Source organism: Loigolactobacillus jiayinensis, from assembly GCF_003946445.1.
Classification (GTDB): Bacteria; Bacillota; Bacilli; order Lactobacillales; family Lactobacillaceae; genus Loigolactobacillus; species Loigolactobacillus jiayinensis.
Genome location: NZ_RHOF01000035.1, coordinates 20,972 through 42,270 on the forward strand (window position 1 = coordinate 20,972; position 21,299 = coordinate 42,270).

Here is a 21,299-nt window from a genome sequence, read left to right on the forward strand (position 1 = left end):
AAAAAGACTTTAGTGTCATTTTTATCGAGTATTAATATGAAATGCTTCTGTTTAAATCAAACAGCGACAATTCAGCGTGGTGCTTGGAATCAAATAAATCAAGAATGTCATGAGAAACGATCTTGTTGTTTTCAATACCAACTGCTAAGCCGCCTTTACCTTGCAATAAAAGATCGACCGCATAAGCACCCATTTGTGACGCCATAACGCGATCACGGGCAGTTGGCGAACCACCACGTTGCACGTGGCCAAGTACGGTTACACGAGTATGGAAATCACCGAACTTGCCTAATTCTTCAGCAAATTCGTCGGCGTGCATAACGCCTTCAGCCAAAATAATCAAGCTATGTTTCTTACCACGATTACGGCCCGCACGAATCTTATCCGCAATTGCTTGCATATCAAATTCTTTTTCGGGTACGATGATCGCTTCAGCACCACCGGCAACACCAGACCATAACGCAATATCGCCAGCGCCACGACCCATAACTTCGATAACGAAGGTACGTTCATGACTAGTAGCAGTATCGCGGATCCGATCGACTGATTCCAAAACAGTATTAACTGCTGTATCGAAACCAATTGTAAAGTCAGTGTAAGGAATATCGTTGTCGATCGTTCCTGGTAAACCAATTGCGTTGTAACCATGTTCAGTTAAACGTAAGGCACCATGATAAGAACCATCGCCGCCGATAACAACTAACGCTTCAATACCAAACTTGTTTAATTGTTCAATACCCTTTAACTGTCCCTCAACTTGAGCAAATTCCGGATATCTAGCAGAATACAAGAAAGTCCCACCGCGCTGAATCTTGTCACCGACTGAGGATTCGTCCATTTTGAAGATATCCCCGGCAACTAAGCCAGCATAACCATAGTTGATTCCGTATACTTCTAGTCCTTCGTGGATCGCTTTCCGAGTGACTGCACGAATTGCCGCGTTCATACCCGGCGCATCGCCACCACTGGTTAAAATCCCAATGCGTTTCATTTCTTCACCTCAGGCATTTTGTTTAATTTGTTAAAGCACAAGCACCTGTACTCAAACCCAGAAATATCATACCACTTTTCAGAAAATATGTCTGCTTAATCTTTGAATTTTTCATCACAAATTCATTTTAAATCGGTTTCATTCAGGGTGCAGGCAACGTTTTCGCTTTCACAACCACATTTTCAGCCCCTAACACGCCTGCTAATTGCTCGACTACCGTGCTGGTCAAATCGATCCAATAGTTTTGCCGCAACAATAATTTACGCTTTGTTGCCGGATAAAATAATAACACTGGCGTCGTCCCCTTATTTTGTTGTAGTAATTTTTGTACAGCTATTGTTTGCGCCTGCTCTAAACGCAAAAAAAGCATCTGTTGCGGCAATTGTTGTTCTAATGCCGTTGCCGCTTGAATTTGTTCTGCCAACAGTTGCAACTCACCGCGTTGATCATCGGCTTTACCCGCCACGTAGATCACCTGACCTTTTTCCAGCCAAGAACTAACTTTGCGGTATAACCGTGGAAAAACGGTCACGTCGAGCTCATCCGTTGGATCATTAGCGGTAATAAAGGCCATTTGTTCGCCACGCTTAGTTCGGATCACTTTGATCCGCTTAATAAATAGTAACACGGCTTGGCGCTTGCCAGCTACTAACTCGCTAATCGCCACGGTCGGTTTCAACCATTGCAGATTAGCATATTTTTCCACCGGATGACCGGATAAATAAGCACCCAAATAAGTTTCTTCCTGATCTAGCTTCTCAGCTAAGGTCAAATCAGGTACTGCTTCTTCTTTCAGCGCTAATTCTTCCGCCAATAGCTCACTTTGTCCACTAAAAGTCGTCGTCGCAATCAATTGTGGGACTCGCTTTAACAACGCACCACGATTGGCATTAAATTCATGAAAAGCAGCACTATAAATCAGTGGTTCCAAATAGGACATGTTCACCCACTTATCATCCAATTTAGCTAAGCGCTGAAGAAATTGTTCCAACGATTTAAACCGACCGTTGGTGCGCCGCTCCGTTAATAACGCAGTCACAAATTGGCGCCGCAACCCCTTGATGCACAATAAGCCAAACAGAATCTTATTCGGCTGCTGAAGCGTGTAGGTCAACTGACTTTGGTTGATATCTGGCGGCAAAATCGTCAAATGGCGCTTTTTGGCCGCAGCTAAATAGCTTTTGGTTTTGGTCGGGTTGCCAATCACTGAATTCAGTAACGCCGCAAAAAAAGCTGCCGGATAATGCGTTTTAAGATAAGCCAACTGGAAGGCCACCATACTGTAAGCCACTGCATGAGAACGATTAAAGCCATAATTGGCAAATCGTTCAATGTAATCATACATTTGTGTTGCTGTTTCTTGAGTGAAATTCTGTTGCAGTGCACCAGCTACAAATTCATCCCGCTTGGCATCGATCACTGCTTTTTTCTTTTTACTCATCGCCCGACGCAAGCTATCGGCTTCACCAAGGCTAAAACCACCCATCGCCGCTGCTACTTGCATGACTTGTTCTTGATAGACCAAGATACCATAAGTTGGCGCTAAAATTGTCGCGATCCGTTGATCTGGATAGTCGGGCTCCTTTTGCTCATGTTTGCGCTGAATAAATGTCGGAATATTGACCATTGGTCCTGGTCGATATAAAGCATTAACTGCAACAACATCTTCAAAGCTCGTCGGTTGTAGCTCCCGCAAAACATTTTTAATCCCCGCAGATTCAAACTGGAATACGCCATCCGTATCCCCACGCTGAAATAGCGCTAGAGTGGCGGCGTCATCCAATGGCACTTGCGCAATCGCTAATGCTTTGCCCGTTTGTCGTTTAATTAAATTCAATGCGTTCGCTAAAATACTTAAGTTACGTAGGCCCAAGAAATCCATTTTTAACAAACCGAGTGCTTCTACGTTGCCCATTGGTAACTGGGTCAGTAAAATACCCTCACTACCAGTCTGTAACGGTACATAATCAGTTAAATCTTGGTCACTGAGCACAATCCCCGCCGCATGGGTCGAGTAATGCCGTGGTAACCCTTCAAGCTTACGCGCAGTCGCAAACAGCAGCTGGTTGCGTGGACTATCACTAACTAAATTACGTAAACGCAGCGATTGGTCATAGGCAGTTTTTAAATCAATGTGTAACACGTTAGGAATCGCCTTGGACCAATCCGCCATTTCAAATTGAGTCAGTCCCAATACCCGACCAACATCGCGCAACGCCTGCTTAGCCGCCAAAGTACCAAAAGTAATGATTTGCGCCATGTGTTGCTGACCGTATTTGTCATGAACGTATTGTAGTAGCTGCTCGCGCTTATTATCTGGAATATCCAAATCAATATCCGGCATATTATGCCGCTCCGGATTCAAAAAACGCTCAAACAGTAAGTTATATTGAAGTGGATCGACTTCGGTAATGGCTAAAGCATAAGCAACCAAGGCCCCAGCAGCCGAACCACGTCCTGGTCCTGTTAAAATATGCACGCGATGCGCATACTGCATAACATCCCAAATAATCAGAAAATAGTCATCAAACCCCATTTTCTGGATCACACCAAGCTCATAATCCAAGCGTTGCTGGTAGGCTACAGGAATTTGACCATCACTAAAACGTTGCTTTAGCCCTTGTTCTGCTGTTTGCCGTAAATAGATGTGACTACTTTGGTCTGTTGGTACTGGAAATTTCGGTAATAACGAATGATGCAATTTAATTTCTAAATGACTACTAGCGGCAAAACGGACTGTTTCTGCTGCGGCTGCCGCTAACCCATTAGCTTGGTAGCGCTCGGTAATGGCAGCCGCTGTTGGTAAATAATGACTGCCTGTTTGTTGCGTGTCAGTGGTCGCCAAGGTTGTGCCAGCCTTGATATGCTGTAACACAGTGACACTAAAAGCATCTTCCGGCGCCAAGTAGCACACATCTTCTAAAGCAATCAGCGGTATGCCACTACTTTGACTGATTTGCTTAAGACCTGCAATATAGGGCTGTCCTTCCGGCTGTAAACTGACGCCTAAGCGTAATTGGGCTGGTTTTAACGCCTGCAATTGTTGTACATATTGCTGCGCCTGCGCCATATCGGTTGCCACTAAATCTGGTAATTCGGCAGCATAAGCAGGTGTGATCACAGCCAAATGAGCTAAGTACGGTTGCAACGCGGTTATTGGTACCCCTGCTTCATTGGTCATTAAATGAGTCGATAACTTTAATAATGCCTGATAACCAGCTTGATCCAGTGCATAAACCAGTAACGGCGCAGCTTGTTCTGTTGTCAGTAAGCCGTTCGGCGCAATGGTTAACCCTAATATCGGCTGCAAACCAGCAGTACGACAAGCAGTATAAAAATCAATACTGGCCGATAACGATTGAAAATCAGTCAACCCAACTGCCGTGTACCCCTGTGCTTTTGTATTTTTAACTAAATCGGCGATCGTTAATGAACTTTCAAGTAAACTGAAGGTACTTTTCACTTGTAATTGTACAAAGCTCAATTCGCCACGTCCTTTCATTGACTATACTGATAATTATACCAAACGAAAACGAGTTCCCCTAACCGATTGCCTTTATTTTACTTGGCTACTGACACTGAGTTAATGCATTCAACGCTTTCACTTATCCGTAAATTATGCTAAAATCATCAAAGTAGAAAGAGGTGCCGGCATGAAAAATATTATCGTCGTAATTTGGGCTTTGATTCTGGGCCAATTAGTAGGTTACATTGGCTCTGCCGTGACTTCACGGCCTTATAGTGTCATTTCTGTAGCAATCGTTTCAGCAATCTTTGGCGTGATTGTTTGCATTTTACCACACGTCCTTGATACAAAATCCGCAACTAGTAAATAAAAAAAGACCGACATTTGCCGGTCTTTTTTGTTTACTCTGCTTGCACAGCTTCATTTTCAAATACTAATTGATCATTTAATAAATTAATATTGATCGTGGTATGCGGTGCTACCCGGCTACTAATAATTTCCTTGGCCAATGGGGTTTCTACTTTGCGCGTAATAAACCGCCGCAACGGCCGCGCACCAAAGGCTGGATCATAGCCTTTATCCGCCAACCATTTTTTAGCACTCTCAGAAATCGTTAAGGTGATCTCCTGGTCAGTTAACCGCTGTTCTAATTGTTCGAGCAACTTAACCACAATTGCCTGCACATCACTTAAGCTCAACGGTGTAAACATGATAATATCATCGATTCGGTTAAGAAATTCTGGCTTAAATTTAGTTTGGATCAATTGTTGGACTTGTGCTTGACTAGCCGCCGAGATTTGGCCGTGCTCATCAACGCCATCCAGTAGAATTTCTGAACCTAAGTTAGAGGTCATAATAATAATTGTATTTTTAAAATCAACTGTCCGCCCTTGGCCATCAGTTAAACGCCCATCATCTAATACCTGTAGTAAAATATTAAACACATCAGGATGCGCTTTTTCAACTTCATCTAGCAACACAATTGAATATGGATTGCGTCGGACAGCTTCAGTTAGTTGGCCACCTTCTTCGTAACCAACGTAACCAGGTGCTGCACCAACTAGCCGCGAAACAGACGCTTTTTCCATATATTCACTCATATCAATGCGAACCATATGTGATTCAGAATCAAACAAATTTTCTGCTAACGCCTTCGCTAACTCAGTTTTGCCGACCCCAGTTGGTCCAAGAAATAGAAACGAGCCTAATGGTCGATTGGGATCTTGTAAGCCCGCTCGTGAGCGTAGTACGGCATCCGTTACTGCTGTCACCGCTTGATCTTGACCGACAACCCGTTGGTGTAAGCTGTCACCTAGATGCAGTAATTTCTGACGTTCACCTTGAACTAATTTGGCCACTGGGATCCCTGTTTGCCGGCTAACCACTGCCGCAATTTCATCCTCAGTCACTGATTCCTGAACTAACCAATCATCGGGCCGATCTTGCTTTTCTAAATCGGCTAATTGCTTCTCCAATTCTGGAATCGTCCCATGTTGTAGCCGTGCTGCTGTCTCTAGGTCATATTTGCCTTGTGCATCTTGTAATTCACGCTTAGCCTTATCCAATTCAGATTTTTTAGTGTTAACCGAATTAATGTCTTCCTTTTCGGCTTCCCACTGCATTTTCAAATTATTAGCTTCTTCACGTAAATTACTTAATTCACTTTGTAATTCAGCTAAACGTTTTTTTGAAACGGCGTCAGTTTCCTTTTTTAAGGCTGCTTCTTCAATTTCCATTTGCATTAAGCGCCGCGTCACTTGATCTAGTTCAGTCGGCTGTGAATTCATTTCTACATTGATGTTGGCGCTAGCTTCATCGATTAGATCAATTGCCTTATCTGGTAAAAAACGATCGGTCACGTAGCGGTCAGATAAAGTTGCCGCCGCCACTAACGCATTATCATGAATTCGAACACCATGAAAAATTTCAAAACGTTCTTTCAAGCCACGTAAAATGCTGATCGTATCTTCAACGGTTGGTTCTTGAATTAGAATTCGCTGGAACCGCCGCTCCAAAGCCTTATCCTTTTCCATATATTGCCGATATTCGTCTAAGGTCGTGGCCCCGATCAAATGGAGTTCACCCCGAGCCAACATAGGTTTCAATAAATTACCAGCATCCATACTGCCTTCCGTTTTACCGGCGCCAACGATATTGTGGATCTCATCGATGAAGAGAATGATTTGGCCGTCACTTTTCTTAACAGCTTTCAATACACCCTTAAGGCGCTCTTCAAACTCCCCACGGTATTTTGCCCCCGCAATCAACGCGCCCATATCCAAACTGAAAATAGTCTTATCCTTTAAGTTATCTGGTACATCCTTATTGACGATTCGTTGTGCTAAACCCTCAACAATGGCAGTTTTACCAACACCTGGTTCACCGATCAGGACTGGATTGTTTTTAGTTTTACGCGACAAAACGCGGATCACGTTACGAATTTCTTCATCCCGGCCAATAATCGGATCTTGATCACCAGTCCGAACAGCCTTGACTAAATCAACCCCGTATTTTTCCAACGCTTGATATTGTGCCTCTTGATTTTTTGAAGTCACCCGTTCACCAGCTCGCATTTCTGTAATCGTTGCTTGTAATTTAGCCTCTGTGATCCCTGCTTGGGTCAAGAATTGCGTCAATGGATGATACTTTAAGGCCATCAGCGCCAAAATAACACTTTCCGTAGCAATAAAATCATCGTTAAAACTAACCCGCACTTGATCCGCTGCTTGTAGTAATTTATACAAATTTTGGCTCATACTCTGGCCGTACTGTACATTACCTTCAACGCCTGGTGTTTCGTCTAATAACTGATCGATTTTTGCTTCAAACTGACCGAGATCAACGCCGACTTTTTCATAGATCTGTCGACCTAATTGGCCTGGCTGCACAATAAACTTAAATAAATGTGCCACATCGATTTCTTGATGTTTGCGTGTTACCGCAATCTGTTGCGCTTCAGCTAAAGCATCCTGTACCGCTTGAGTTGATTTTTCTGGATTCAAATGACTTACCTCCCGTAAACTATCACTGAAAAAATCGGCAGTTATGCACCACCAATCATCCTTTAACTAGTTGCTGAATAAAGCATATCACGAACCTATGTTCTACTCAACTATTTTGACCATCTTTGACTAATTAAAATGACACCTTACAATAACACGCCTACAAGTCCGTTTGCTTCCGTCCTAAGACTGAATTATGCCTGACTATTTAATCGTGAAATCTCCAAAATTGTCGCGACAGCTTTCGCCATTACTTGCTCAGACACAAATTCATACCGGCCATGCATGTTTTCCGGCCCAGCAAAAATATTAGGTGTTGGCAAGCCCATAAAGGAGATTTTTGAACCATCAGTGCCACCACGAACAGGCTCGATAATTGGTTTAATACCAAGGTTCTCCATTGCCTTTTTGGCTAGTTCAACACTGGTCATATCTTTTTTCAAAATTTCGCCCATATTATAATATTGATCAAAAATAGACAGTGTGATCCGTTCCATATCAAATTGTTGATTCAACTTAGCGGCCAATTCTTGGGCACGGGCCTTACGTGCTTCCAATCCTGTACGCTCAAAATCGCGGATAATGTAGGTCATATCAGCTTCTTCAACATTACCATTTAGCTGGTATAAGTGGAAAAAGCCAGCTAAACCAGCAGTTTTTTCTGGAACTTCTGCTTGGGGTAAGCCGTTTTGAAAATCAACAGCTAATTGCAGTGCATTGACCATCACGCCTTTAGCAGTGGCAGTATGCACATTTTTGCCTTGAATGTGCACTTTCATTTCAGCGGCATTAAAAGTTTCATACTCCAGCTGGCCTTCAGTCCCACCATCGACAGTATACGCAAAGGCAGTGTTGAAATCCTGCACGTCAAAATGATCGGCACCAGTGCCAATCTCTTCATCGGGGCCAAACCCAACACGCAATTCACCATGCTTAATTTCTGGATGTTGAATTAAGTATTCCATTGCCGTCATGATCTCAGAAACCCCCGCCTTGTCATCACCACCAAGTAGCGTGCTGCCGTCAGTGGTAATCAGTGTATGGCCGGCGTAATTAGCTAAGAATGGGAAATCAGTTGTGTTCAAGGTATACTGACCAGCCGCATCTAGCTTAATTTTTGACTGGCCATCATAATTATCAACAATCTGTGGCTTGATCCCTTCAGCATTAAAATCAGCCGTATCAAAGTGACCTAGAAAACCGATCACTGGTACTGAATGGTCTAAATTACTGGGTAAGGTACCAATCACATAGCCATTTTCTTTTAAATAATGAACATTCTGTAAACCAATTGTTCGCATTTCTTGAGCTAAATCTTGCGCAAAAGTAACCAAACTAGGTGTAGACGGAATCGTTGTTGAATCTGGGTTAGAGCGTGTATTAACCTTAACGTAACGTAAAAAACGGGGTACTAAAGTTGTATAATTAGCCATTTAATTGACCTCCAATAAAATTATGTTAATCGTTAGTTGAACTTATAAACGTAAACGGATCAGTACTCAACGTTGACGCCATAAACGTCACGTCAGTCCAGGCCAGTGCTTGTGCCCACTGTTCAAATAGCGGTATCGCCTTAGTCTTAACAATACTTTCGATATGGTGTCCTGGATCAACTGCTGATAAGCCCGCCGCCAACATATCGTGCGCCGTATGATAATAAACGTCGCCAGTTACAAAAACATTAGCTTGTTGCTGTAGCACCGCTGGATAGAATTTACCACCGTCACCGCCAATCACCGCCACCCGTTTAACTAGGTCGTCAGGATTATGAGTGACTAGGCGCAGCCCATTAACCGCAAAAACTGTTCGTGTGAATTCCGCAAACTGGCGAATCGTCATCGTTTTGCTAGGCTCACCAACGCGGCCAATCCCAAATTGCTCACCAGTTGCGTTGTCTAACGTAAACAAATCATAGGCTGGCTCCTCATAGGGATGCGTACTGAACATTGCCGCCAACACCGGGTTAGTTAAGTCTTCAGGAAAAACAACTTCAACCTTGGTTTCCGCTACGGCTTCTGCTCGTCCAACCTGACCAATAAACGGCTGTGCGCCATTGTCTGGTGTAAAGCGGCCAGTCCCAGCATAGCTAAAACTAGCCGCTGAATAATCACCAAGCTGACCAGCACCAGCCGCCGCTAACGCCTGCCGCATCGCTGCTGCATTGGCTTCTGGCACATAGGTGGCCAATTTCTTGATACGCCGGCGATAGCTTGGTTGTAGTACCTGTATATTTTGCAATTGTAATTGTTCAGCTAACCAATCATTCATGCCACCATTAGCGCTATCTAAATTCGTATGTGCGGCATAAACGGCGATATGATGGCGCAATAGTTCTGCATACATGGCGTTTTGCGGATCATCAGTTACCAGATTCTTAGCTGGATGGAAAACAACAGGATGATGGGTAAAAATAAAATCAACTTTTTTGGCAATGGCTTCTTTAACAACTTCCGGCCGCACATCTAACGTCACTAAAACGCGATGAATCGTCTGTTGCGTTGAACCGATCTGCATCCCAACTGGATCACCTTGTTCCGCCAAATAGCGTGGCGCAAATTGTTCAAAGCGTTGAATAAAATCCTTGACCTTAACCATGAAGCACCTCCATAATTTGCTGATTTTCCGCTTGTAACGCAGTCATTTTAGCTTGTGGTACATTTTGCGCTTGTGCTAGATTTGCTAAAATACGCTGATTAGTCAAGTGTTGATGTTGCCATTTAGCCTGAAATTCTGGCGTTTTAGCTTGCATTAACAATGGCCCAAATTTAATTTGCTGCGCTGTATAGCTCACAGAGTGCGAACTTGGCTCAGCAACTATAATTTCATAGGTATGTTGATCTTCACGTAAAATTGTTTCGGCAACAATCCTAAATTGTTGCTGCATTAACCAAGTACGCACTACATCTTCTTGCACATTTGGCTCTAGCACCAACCGTTTCACTGTTTTCAACGTTTGCCAGCCACGGGCTAAAATATCGCGAATCAAGATACCACCCATACCAGCGATCACGACTGTATCAATTTGATCAGCAACTTGGATTGCCGCTAAGCCATCCGCTAAGCGCACCTGAATCTGTGCGGCCAGCCCAGCTTCAGCAATAGCAGTTTCTGCCCGTGAAAATGGTCCAGCAATTACTTCGCCAGCCACTGCGTAATCGATTTTACCACTGGCCACTAAATTAATCGGCACCAGCGCATGATCGGAGCCAATATCAGCTAGCCGCGCCCCTTGAGGAACGTAACCCGCAACTGCACTTAAACGCTTTGTTAAATGATGTTTATTCACACTATTCAATCCCTTATTTGACAGATATTACTTCTATTGTAACAGCCAACCGCACCATTTAAAATGTTTTCTCGCCACTTTACTGACGCCGCTCACCACAAATTTTTCCAAACAAAAAAAGCAAACACCGTAACGATGTTTGCCTTAAGCTAAAATCTATTCTAAGAAATCTTTTAATTGTTTTGAACGACTTGGATGGCGTAACTTCCGTAACGCCTTCGCTTCAATCTGACGAATCCGTTCACGGGTAACGCCAAAGACTTTACCGACTTCTTCCAAAGTCCGCGTCCGCCCATCATCTAGGCCAAAACGTAACCGTAAAACATTTTCTTCACGATCAGTCAAGGTATCCAAAACGCTTTCCAATTGTTCTTTCAACAATTCATAAGCTGCATGATCCGCTGGACTAGTAGCATCTTGGTCTTCAATGAAGTCACCTAAATGTGAGTCATCCTCTTCACCAATTGGTGTTTCCAACGATACAGGCTCTTGCGCGATCTTTAAGATCTCCCGAACCTTATCCGTTGGCATATCCATTTCTGCACCAATTTCTTCAGGTGTTGGTTCACGCCCTAAATCCTGTAACAATTGACGTTGGATTCGAATCAATTTATTGATTGTTTCGACCATATGAACGGGAATACGAATTGTCCGCGCCTGATCGGCAATCGCACGGGTAATTGCCTGACGAATCCACCACGTGGCATAAGTTGAAAATTTAAAACCTTTACGGTAATCAAATTTCTCAACAGCCTTCATCAAGCCCATGTTACCTTCTTGAATCAAGTCCAAGAATTGCATTCCACGGCCAACATAACGTTTAGCAATTGAAACAACCAGCCGTAAATTAGCTTCCGCCAGACGTTGTTTAGCTTCGCCGTCACTTTGTTCGATTTTTAAAGCCAAGGCAACTTCTTCATCAGCCGTTAACAGCGGTACTCGGCCAATTTCCTTCAAATACATCCGTACTGGATCATTGATCTTGATCCCAGCTGGTGCCGATACATCATGCAACGCTTTTTTAGAAACTTTCTTTTCTTTCTTCAAGCTTTGTTGTGAAGGTTCACCGTTTTCATCAACAACACTGATTCCTTGGTCTTCAATTCGCAAAATGACTTTCTCAATTGCTTCAGACTGCAAATTGAATGGCGCAACGATCTGCTCAGTCAGCTTATCCTCCTGAATTTGCTTTTCAGGCTTATATTCCTTGATGAGTGCTTTGAGCGCCGTTTCCAGTTTCTTATTACTCTTCACAGTCTCTTTTGCCATTAAATCGGCCTCCCTATTTCAATCTCACTATAATCACTACTTAATATCCCTAAAAATGAGCATCTAATAATTTACAACCGCAGTTTCACTCACTATCGTGTCTATCATAACGCTAATAAATATATTGGTACACTGTAGCTACTCAATTTAGTTCAATAAAAATTACTTTTTCAACTACTCTAGCCAACATCAGAATCGCCGGCTGGTTGCATTTGCCGTTTCAGGCGAATAATTGTTTGAACCGCATTTAGCGAACCAATACTATCCCCGTTACGACTAGCCTCTTGTAATTGAGTCTGCGCCGCGGATAACTGTTGCTCCAGACTAGCCTGTTGCAGGGCCCGTAAATAATCCTGAAATTGTTCCTGGACCGTCTGCTCATCAAAGACCATTTGATCTATGGTGATCACCAAACCTTGCAACCGATCATCCGTTACTTGATCCATAAATTGTGCAATAACAAAATGATCATGCACGGCAAAATAAGTAGTTGCCAGTTGGTAGATCACCTGATATGGTTCATGGATAAAATGAAAATCAGTCTGATTTTGCATAGCAACCCGGACATCAGCTAATTTAAAATATAGATTCAGCAAGCCACGCTCTGCGCGCTCCGCACGCGTTAGCTTAGCTTGTTGCTGATGCACCTGCGGCGGTGGCGCAATCTCGTGTCGGGCTTGTGGCGCCGCTTGTCGTTGCGCCGTCGCATCAACCAAATAGTCCTGTAACTGGGTCACTAACGCCTCATAAGTGACCTGTAAAGAGTCACTGAGTCGATTTAGATAAATATCCCGTTCGACCGCCGAGCTCACATTGACTAGCTCATGTAACGCCGCATCAATGTACGTTAACTTATCCTGTTCATTATCCAAATTACGGTCTTGCTTTAAATAGCGTAGCCGGAAACCGACAGCTGTTTCCATCCCGCCAGTTAAGACGTCACGAAAACGTTCCGCACCATACTTTTTAACGTATTCGTCTGGATCTAATTGTTCTGGTAAGGTCACAATACTCAGCTGAAAACGCGGATCGTTGTGCAATAAAGTAATGACCCGGTTAGTCGCCTTCATACCTGGTTGGTCACCATCGTAACACACGATCAAATGCTCAGTCGCCCGTTGCAACAGATAAAGTTGCTCATTGGTCAAGCTAGTCCCCATTGAAGCAACACCATACTTAATACCAGCTCGATAAGCAGCAATCACATCCATAAAACCTTCAAATAACACAACTTGCTTGGCCTTACGAATCTCAGCCTTAGCTAAATCAAAATTAAATAGAACGTCACGCTTATTAAATAAATCAGTTTCTGGACTATTTAGATACTTCGGCTGATTTTCACGTTTAGTCAAGGCGCGACCAGAAAAAGCGATCACGTTACCTTGACCATCTTTAATTGGAAACATCACCCGATCAACAAAACGATCCCGCAATGTTCCATCACTATTTTCAGTAAATAAACCAGAATGGCGTAATAAATTAAAATCAAGTTTTTTCTCTGCAAAAAAACGGGTCAATAAATTATTTTCATCTGGGGCATAACCAATATTAAACGTTTCTAATAAATCTGGAGACAATTGACGCTGCTGCGTATATGCTAACGCCGTTTCACCAAGTTTGGTATTCAGTAAAATATGTTGGAATAAAGCTGCGGCATCCGCATAAAGCTGACGTAATTGCTGCTGCTGTGAATTAGGAGCTACTTCATTGCTCGCATGATCAGCATAATTAGACAGATCAATATTAACATGACCTAACTCAGCAACCCGCGTCACCGCTTCCGGAAAAGAAAGACTTTCGATTTCCATGATAAATTTAAAAACATTACCACCACGGCCACAACTGAAACAATGAAAAATTTGCTTGTCTTCAGTTACTGAAAATGACGGTGTGCGCTCTTCATGAAAGGGACATAAGCCAAATAAATTACGACCAGATTTCTTTAACTGCACATATTGTCCAACGACATCAGTGATGTTAACAGCATCGCGAATTTGTTCCACAACGTCCTCTGGAATTCTTGTTGCCACATTGATCACCTTACTCTCAAGCCATAAGCTTCGAAAAGTCGCACCCAAAATGAGTGCGACTTTTCAGAGCCGAACGAGCACAAAAATACATCATTAACTATAGCACAAGCTGGCTGAACCAGCAACCGGTTTGCTTGTAGTTTAATTTTTTATTATAACACGTTATTTAACGATCAATTGATTTAAATCAGCAATACTGAAAATTAACCGTGCCAAAATAACTAATTGTTTCAAGCGATTATTCCGTACCGCTTCATCATCAACCATCACCATAGTCGCATCAAAGTAATCAGCGATCAATGGCCGCAATGCCTCTAATGCATGGTAATTTTCAGCGATCGTCCGACCAACTGCTTGATCCCGAACGGCTTCAACTGCAGTATAAAGTTGCTTTTCAGCATCATTTTCAAACAAGCTAGGCTCAACTTTTAAATCAGCTTGTGGGCCAAAATCAGCTTTTTCACTGAGGCGCAAGACACGCGTTAAAGCTTCGATCGTTGCTTTAAAGGCAGGATCGTCTTTACGTTGCTCTAATACTTTAGCAGCCGCAAACATCCCTTGTAGATCGTTTTCGTGACTCGCTAAAACAGCATCGACAATGTCATAGCGCACTTTATGTTGACTAAACCATTGGCGCATCCGTTCATTAACAAATTGTTGCAAGTCAACAATATTAGCGTCCAGTTTCAAGCCAAAGGTAGCTTTGTGTTCAGCTAATACGTGGCTACTTTCTTGTTGCAACGCAGAAATATCTAAATGCCAGTTTTCTGCCTTAACAATACGGACGATCCCCGCAGCTTGACGCCGTAAAGCGTATGGATCGTTGGACCCATTAGGAATTAAACCAACGGCGAAAAAGCTAGTGATACTATCAAGTTTATCGGCCACAGCCAAAACTGCACCAACCGTAGTTTGTGGCAATTCACCATCGGCTGAGATCGGCATATAATGTTCACGAATTGCCGTCGCAACAGCCGGATTTTCCCCTTGTAACAAGGCGTATTTTTCGCCCATTGTACCTTGTAATTCAGGGAATTCACCGACCATCCCAGTCATTAAGTCAAACTTGTAAATTTCACTGGCACGTTGTAGATCCGCTAATTCAGTTGAATTTAAACCAACGTTTTTACCAATCAGTTGACCGATCAATTGTACCCGCTGCATTTTTTCATACATGGTTCCAATTTTTTCATGGAACGTGACTTTCTTCAAACGTTCAACGTAGTCAGCGATTGTTTGTTGTTGATCTTCATTGTAGAAGAATTGGGCATCTTCTAATCGTGCCGTCAACACCTTTTCGTTCCCACTGATCACGTTGTCTAAATACGCCCGATTTCCGTTGCGCACTGAGATGAAAATCGGCAACAACTTACCAGCTTGGTCACGCGCGTAGAAGAAACGCTGATGATCCTTCATTGAGGTGATCAACACTTCGTCTGGCATTTGTAAATATTTGGTTTTAAAGCTACCAGCAAAAGCAGTTGGGTATTCAACTAGATTATTAACTTCTTCCAATAAATCAGGATCTAGCTCAACCACCCAATTATTTTCCTTGGCCAAAGTCGTAATCTGTTGCTTGATCTCAGCTTTACGTTTGTCAGGATCGGCAACGACAAATTGTTTCGCTAACGCAGCTTCATAATCGGCAGCTTGAGCTAGGGCAACCGGTTGGCCTAAGAAACGATGGCCTTGTGTCGTGCGGCCACTTTTAATGTTCAAAACCTGTAATGGTACAATGGCTTGATCCAACAGCGCAACTAGCCAATGAATTGGCCGAATGTATTCAAAGTCGTAACTGCCCCAGTGCATATTAGTTGGGAAAGTCATGCTTGTGATAACTTCAGTTAACCCACTTAAAACTTCAGTCGCTGACTTGCCCGGCGTAAACTTGTTCACGAAAACATAGTCTTCACCTTTTTGCTGTTTAAACGTGATATCGTCAGTCGTCAACCCTTGACCACGGACAAAACCTTGCGCCGCTTTAGTCCAATTACCATCCTTATCTTGAGCAATTCGTTTGGCCGGACCGCGTAATTCCTTCTTAACATCAGCTTGTTTCGCTGCAACGTCAGTTAACATAACCGCTAACCGCCGGGGAGTTGCAAAGGACTTGATCTCACCGTAATCTAAGCGCTGTGCTTTTAAAAAGTCAGCGGTGCGCTTAACCAATTGCTCACGACTAGGGGTAACAACGTGAGCAGGGATTTCTTCTAACCCAATTTCTAGTACAAATGTTTGACTCATAACTATGCCTCCTCCTTTTTTGTTGCGTCCTTAAGTAAGGGGAAACCTAACTTTTCCCGTTCGTCAACAAAGGCACGGGCCACAGCACGGGCCATATTTCGGATGCGCGCTAAATAACCGGCACGTTCAGTCACACTGACGGCGCCACGTGCATCCAGCAAGTTGAAAGTATGGCTACATTTGAGAATATAGTCATAGGCTGGGTGAACCAAACCATTTTTGATTTGCTTTTTAGCTTCAGTTTCATACATATCGAATAATTGTAATAACATCGCCTGATTACTTTCTTCAAAAGAGTATTTTGAATGTTCATATTCAGGTTCTTTGAAAATTTCGCCGTACTTGACCCCGTCGCCCCATTCCAAATCAAAGACGCTGTTCACGTCTTGGATGTAGGAAGCTAACCGTTCAATACCATACGTAATTTCTGAAGTAACTGGTTTAACGTTTAACCCACCAACAACTTGGAAATACGTAAACTGAGTTACTTCCATACCATCGAGCCAAACTTCCCAACCAACACCGGCACAACCCATTGATGGATTCTCCCAGTTATCTTCAACAAAGCGAATATCATGCTCTAATGGTTCAATGCCTAATTCACGTAAGCTACCTAAATACAGTTCTTGAATATTGGCTGGTGATGGCTTCATAACTACTTGAAATTGGTGATGTTGGTATAACCGGTTAGGATTTTCGCCGTACCGACCATCAGCTGGCCGCCGTGAAGGTTCCACATAGGCCGCATTCCATGGTTCTGGTCCGATCGCCCGTAAAAAAGTATAGGGGCTCATCGTGCCGGCGCCTTTTTCCGTATCGTAAGCTTGCATTAACATACAGCCTTGATCGCCCCAATAACGTTGCAAGGTCAAAATCATTTCTTGAACATTTAATTTCTGACTCATAACAAATCCTCCATTTCTAAGTTCGCGGCATATAAAAAGTCCCTATGCCGTCAAAAAACACGACATAGGGACGCAAGTGCGCGGTTCCACCCTAGTTCTAGCAAATTACTTTGCTAACACTTCATTGTAATTCAATTCGAACTCGAGAGTGCCACGCCAAGCAATTACCTACCTGACTTCCACCAACTCAGGCTCGCTTAAAGTATTGCTTAACACCGTTCCGTCTTCATTCACTGATACAGATTCTACGGCTTTTCTTAAAAGTTGTCAATCACGTTTTAACAAACCATCCCAATTGGCCATTTCATCAATAAAATGTTTACTCTTTAACGCTAGGCCCGTGCTATCTTGATAGATTCGATCGATCATGCGCTTTAGGTCTTGCTTCGTCGCTGGCTTAACCGTGATCGAATTCAACTTACGCAGATCAATTATCGAAAATAAGCGCAACAGATAAATAGCGCGTGCACTGCCGTGAAAGCGATAAGGATCCAGTGACCAATGTTGTTGGCACAGCACGCCACCATAGCTTTGTGAATAATCCAATGGTAAATCAGTGCGTTGACAAACCACGCAGCTTTCTAAATGCGGCGCCACACCAAAAACTTGTAACAGTTGCACTTCCATAATATTAGTGATGATTTGTGGATCAAAACCATCATCGATATACCGTAAGGCTAATTGCGTTTGTTCATACCAGCGTTCTAGTGGTTGACCATCAGGAAAAGCCACATCGATCAAGTTTAAAATATAGGTCGCGTAGGCATTGAGTGTAATGTCTTGGCTGATTGATTGCCACTGCCGGTATTCCTTAGCTGCATTGATAAACGACAAGCCTTCGGGCCGCACATCACCTATAAAGGTGCCATGGGTAAATGGTAAAATTGCTGCTGCCAACCGAAACCCGCGCTTACGAGCCCCACGAATAAAAAACATTTTCTTGCCGAAACGATCAGTTAAGATCTTAACCAACATATCCCGCTCACGATAATCTTTTCGCAACATGACAACGCCATTAAAATCAGTAATTTCTCGTTGTGCCAACGCAACCTCCTGGTTAGTAATTCTTCTTTTGGTAACCTAATTCGTTTAAGTAGCGTGGATTATCGCGCCAATTTTTATCAATTTTAACCCATAATTGCAAATACACTTTGTCACCTAACAAATGTTCAATATCACGGCGTGCACGGGTACCGATCTCTTTTAGCATTTTACCACCTTTACCGATGATAATGCCTTTTTGACCTTCACGTTCGACAATGATCGTTGCTTCAACTTTTAGTTTGTCATTATCGTTGCGCCGCATCCGCTCCACATTAACTGCAACAGAATGTGGAACTTCATCACGGGTCAATTCAAGGATCTTTTCCCGAATTAATTCCGAAACAACAAAGTATTCTGGATGATCGGTGATTTGGTCATCGGGATAATATTGTGGACCAACTGGTAAATTTTGATTTAATGCCGTCAATAATTCATCAACATTATTACCTTCCAATGCAGAAATTGGGAAGACGTTAGCAAAATCAAACTCAGCTTGGTACTGTTCCACAAATGGCAATAAATCATTGGGGTGCACAGTATCGATTTTATTGACGATCAAATAGACTGGTTGCTTAACATGCTTTAATTGCTCCAGAATGAAAGCATCACCGCTACCCATTTTATCTTTGACGCTGACCATAAATAAAACAGCATCCACTTCATTTAGCGAAGAAGTTGCTGAGTTCAGCATAAACTCGTCCAGCTTATTTTGTGGCTTATGGATCCCTGGTGTATCAATGAAAACAATTTGACTATGATCAGTGGTATAGATCCCTTGAATTTTGTTGCGGGTGGTTTGGGCCTTATTCGACATAATAGCAACTTTTTGACCAACAACGCGGTTTAAAAAGGTTGATTTACCGACATTGGGCCGACCAACGATTGCGACAAACCCAGAATGGAATTCTGTTTCACTCATTTTATGCTGCTCCTTAATTAGGTTGTACTTTAAGCGTACTTACCTAGCTTCATTAAAAATCGATTTTACTTTACGCTCTAAATTAGCGCTAATAATTTGGGTAAAAAAATGACCAAGCCAACAATTATGGCAAAAAGTGCGGCGACTAATACAGCTGCTGCCGCCAAATCTTTGGCGTATTTAGCGGCCACGGTATAGTGATGGGCCGTTAATAGATCAACCACATTTTCCACCACCGTATTAGCCAATTCACTTTGGATCACCATAAAAATAGCGAGTACCAGCCAGAGCCAGTCGCCACGGTCCAAGTGCAACCACCAGCCACAGCCCAATACCAATAAACCAGCTAATAAATGCCAGCGCATATTGCGTTCCAAACGGACAACCTCAACTAGGCCAGCGACTGCATGCCGCATACTCTGACCTAAATTATGATTTTTAGTGGTCTGTCTATCTTTTAAGCCCATACGCATCCAAAATTTCTCGCTGTAATGAAAACATGATTTTTTCGTCTTCTGGTGAGCGCATATGATCGTATCCATTTAGATGTAAGAAGCCGTGAACGACTAAGAAACCTAATTCGCGCTCAAAAGAATGGCCGTATTCATCAGCTTGCTCCTGCGCTTTATCAACTGAAACCATTAAATCACCGATGTTACGCGGCACGTGAACATCATCTGGCAAAATGATCACATCTTGATCATCAGGATCTTCTTCGATAGCAAAACTGATCACGTCAGTGGCTCGGTCTGTATTACGATAATCCTTATTGATTTGATGAATTTCATCATTATGCATCAACGTTACTGACATTTCCGTATCCGCAGGTAACTTCATATAATTACCAGCAAATTCTAAGACGTCTTGAATCAATTTTAAATGTTCCGCAGATGCGGCTTCCGTATGGTCAAATATTTCTAAATCCACACAACTTCCTACCCTTCAAAAATAATATTATGCTTGCCGACTTTGCTTATCATAAGCCGCAATAATGCTGGCCACCACTGGATGGCGCACCACATCAGCAGCACTAAAATTAACAAAAGTAATATGATCAATATCTTGTAAAATACGCTGTGCTTGGACTAAACCACTGTTAGCACTACGCGGTAAATCAATCTGGGTGATATCCCCATTAACGATCATTTTCGAGCCATAGCCCAAGCGAGTCAAAAACATTTTCATTTGCGCTGGTGTCGTATTTTGCGCTTCATCTAAAATAACAAAGGCATTGTCCAACGTTCGCCCACGCATATAGGCCAGTGGTGCGATCTCGATCACACCACGATCCATTAAGCGCGTGGTGTGTTCTGCGCCTAAGACATCATATAGCGCATCGTAAATTGGCCGTAAATAAGGATCAACCTTTTCCTTTAGGTCACCTGGCAAAAAGCCTAAACTTTCACCCGCCTCAACTGCTGGCCGGGTCAAAATAATTTTTTCTACGGTTCCTTTTTTCAACGCGGCAACGGCCATAACCACGGCCAAATAAGTTTTACCAGTCCCAGCTGGGCCAATACCAAAAGTAACATCATTATGGTCAGCTGCTTGTACGTATTGACGCTGACCGAAGTTTTTCACGCGAATCGGCTTACCACGACGATTTTTAATTAATTCAGTAGCGTACAGGTCTTGAAAATAGTCTAATGTGCCGCGGGTAGCCATTTTGATTGCACTGATCACATCTTCACTACTGATTGCAATGCCTTGACCAAGTAACTGTAATAAGTTAGTCAACACCGCATAAGTCTGGCTGGTGGCTTCACTTGCACCGGTAATTTTAATTTCATTACCAAACGCATTGATCGTCACGTGCAGGCCATCTTCCAGTAAACTAAGGTTTTTGTCTTGATTACCCATTAAGCTGACGGCTTGTTCTGGGCTGCTGACACGAAATACTTTAACGGCTTGTTCTTCTGTCAAAAGCGGGCTCCTTCTCACATCGTATTTTTTCTACGTCTCTTCTGAATAACTAATGCATTATTTTCAGTAATTAATGGCGTCATTATCATTAAAAATGATAGCACAACCACGCTTAAAAAGCATCTGCCATTGTTTGCAGAATTTTTTAGGCGTAAATTTTAGGTCAAAAAAAGGCTCTATACTTTATCCTGTTGATAGATTGCTCAAAGTGGTAATCTAT

16 protein-coding genes are annotated in these 21,299 nt (G+C 42.9%); 1 reads left to right on the plus strand and 15 read right to left on the minus strand.

Going from position 1 to position 21,299, the window contains the following annotated elements; translation table 11 throughout:
* Positions 1 to 31 precede the first annotated feature (31 nt).
* Both pfkA and dnaE read right to left on the minus strand, forming a co-directional pair.
* Complete coding sequence (gene pfkA, locus EKM80_RS09665; protein WP_125552920.1) at positions 32 to 991, minus strand: 6-phosphofructokinase; 960 nt, start codon at positions 989 to 991, stop codon at positions 32 to 34.
* 142 nt (positions 992 to 1,133) lie between these two features.
* Entirely contained in the window at positions 1,134 to 4,475 is a 3,342-nt protein-coding gene (dnaE, locus tag EKM80_RS09670; RefSeq protein ID WP_125552921.1) for a DNA polymerase III subunit alpha, read from the minus strand.
* A gap of 169 nt (positions 4,476 to 4,644) precedes the next feature.
* Between dnaE and EKM80_RS09675 the strand changes: the two genes are divergently transcribed.
* A complete protein-coding gene (locus tag EKM80_RS09675) occupies positions 4,645 to 4,827 on the plus strand; it encodes a DUF2929 family protein (protein ID WP_125552922.1) in 183 nt (60 codons plus the stop codon).
* A gap of 31 nt (positions 4,828 to 4,858) precedes the next feature.
* Here EKM80_RS09675 and clpB read toward each other — a convergent pair whose 3' ends face one another.
* The 13 genes from clpB to EKM80_RS09740 form a co-directional block, all read right to left on the minus strand.
* A complete protein-coding gene (gene clpB / locus EKM80_RS09680) occupies positions 4,859 to 7,459 on the minus strand; it encodes an ATP-dependent chaperone ClpB (RefSeq protein ID WP_125552923.1) in 2,601 nt (866 codons plus the stop codon).
* A 194-nt stretch (positions 7,460 to 7,653) separates the two neighbouring features.
* Positions 7,654 to 8,892: a peptidase T gene (gene pepT / locus EKM80_RS09685; protein ID WP_125552924.1), complete on the minus strand. Its 1,239-nt coding sequence runs from the start codon at positions 8,890 to 8,892 to the stop codon at positions 7,654 to 7,656.
* Positions 8,893 to 8,917: 25 nt separating this feature from the next.
* Positions 8,918 to 10,054, minus strand: coding sequence for a Nif3-like dinuclear metal center hexameric protein (locus tag EKM80_RS09690; RefSeq protein ID WP_125552925.1), 1,137 nt, complete (start codon positions 10,052 to 10,054; stop codon positions 8,918 to 8,920).
* Positions 10,047 to 10,745 (minus strand): tRNA (adenine(22)-N(1))-methyltransferase, encoded by a 699-nt coding sequence (locus EKM80_RS09695; RefSeq protein WP_125552926.1) that lies wholly within the window; start codon positions 10,743 to 10,745, stop codon positions 10,047 to 10,049. The genes EKM80_RS09690 and EKM80_RS09695 overlap by 8 nt, the downstream gene beginning before the upstream one ends.
* A gap of 156 nt (positions 10,746 to 10,901) precedes the next feature.
* The gene (gene rpoD, locus EKM80_RS09700) at positions 10,902 to 12,014 is read right to left on the minus strand and encodes an RNA polymerase sigma factor RpoD (protein WP_125552927.1); all 1,113 of its coding nucleotides are present in this window, start codon (positions 12,012 to 12,014) and stop codon (positions 10,902 to 10,904) included.
* 179 nt (positions 12,015 to 12,193) lie between these two features.
* Positions 12,194 to 14,044 carry a DNA primase gene (dnaG, locus tag EKM80_RS09705; RefSeq protein ID WP_125552928.1) on the minus strand — a complete coding sequence of 617 codons (1,851 nt, stop codon included), beginning with the start codon at positions 14,042 to 14,044 and terminating at the stop codon, positions 12,194 to 12,196.
* A gap of 162 nt (positions 14,045 to 14,206) precedes the next feature.
* Entirely contained in the window at positions 14,207 to 16,288 is a 2,082-nt protein-coding gene (glyS, locus tag EKM80_RS09710) for a glycine--tRNA ligase subunit beta (protein ID WP_125552929.1), read from the minus strand.
* 2 nt (positions 16,289 to 16,290) lie between these two features.
* Positions 16,291 to 17,193, minus strand: coding sequence for a glycine--tRNA ligase subunit alpha (gene glyQ / locus EKM80_RS09715; RefSeq protein WP_125552930.1), 903 nt, complete (start codon positions 17,191 to 17,193; stop codon positions 16,291 to 16,293).
* Positions 17,194 to 17,460: 267 nt separating this feature from the next.
* Positions 17,461 to 18,237 carry a DNA repair protein RecO gene (recO, locus tag EKM80_RS09720; RefSeq protein ID WP_125552931.1) on the minus strand — a complete coding sequence of 259 codons (777 nt, stop codon included), beginning with the start codon at positions 18,235 to 18,237 and terminating at the stop codon, positions 17,461 to 17,463.
* 13 nt (positions 18,238 to 18,250) lie between these two features.
* Entirely contained in the window at positions 18,251 to 19,156 is a 906-nt protein-coding gene (gene era / locus EKM80_RS09725) for a GTPase Era (RefSeq protein ID WP_125552932.1), read from the minus strand.
* A gap of 77 nt (positions 19,157 to 19,233) precedes the next feature.
* On the minus strand, positions 19,234 to 19,623 hold the full coding sequence (locus EKM80_RS09730; RefSeq protein WP_125552937.1) for a diacylglycerol kinase family protein: 390 nt from the start codon (positions 19,621 to 19,623) through the stop codon (positions 19,234 to 19,236).
* The gene (gene ybeY, locus EKM80_RS09735; protein ID WP_125552933.1) at positions 19,607 to 20,083 is read right to left on the minus strand and encodes an rRNA maturation RNase YbeY; all 477 of its coding nucleotides are present in this window, start codon (positions 20,081 to 20,083) and stop codon (positions 19,607 to 19,609) included. Before ybeY ends, EKM80_RS09730 begins: the two co-directional genes overlap by 17 nt.
* A 27-nt stretch (positions 20,084 to 20,110) precedes the next feature.
* On the minus strand, positions 20,111 to 21,079 hold the full coding sequence (locus EKM80_RS09740; protein WP_125552934.1) for a PhoH family protein: 969 nt from the start codon (positions 21,077 to 21,079) through the stop codon (positions 20,111 to 20,113).
* Between the last annotated feature and the right edge of the window lie 220 nt (positions 21,080 to 21,299).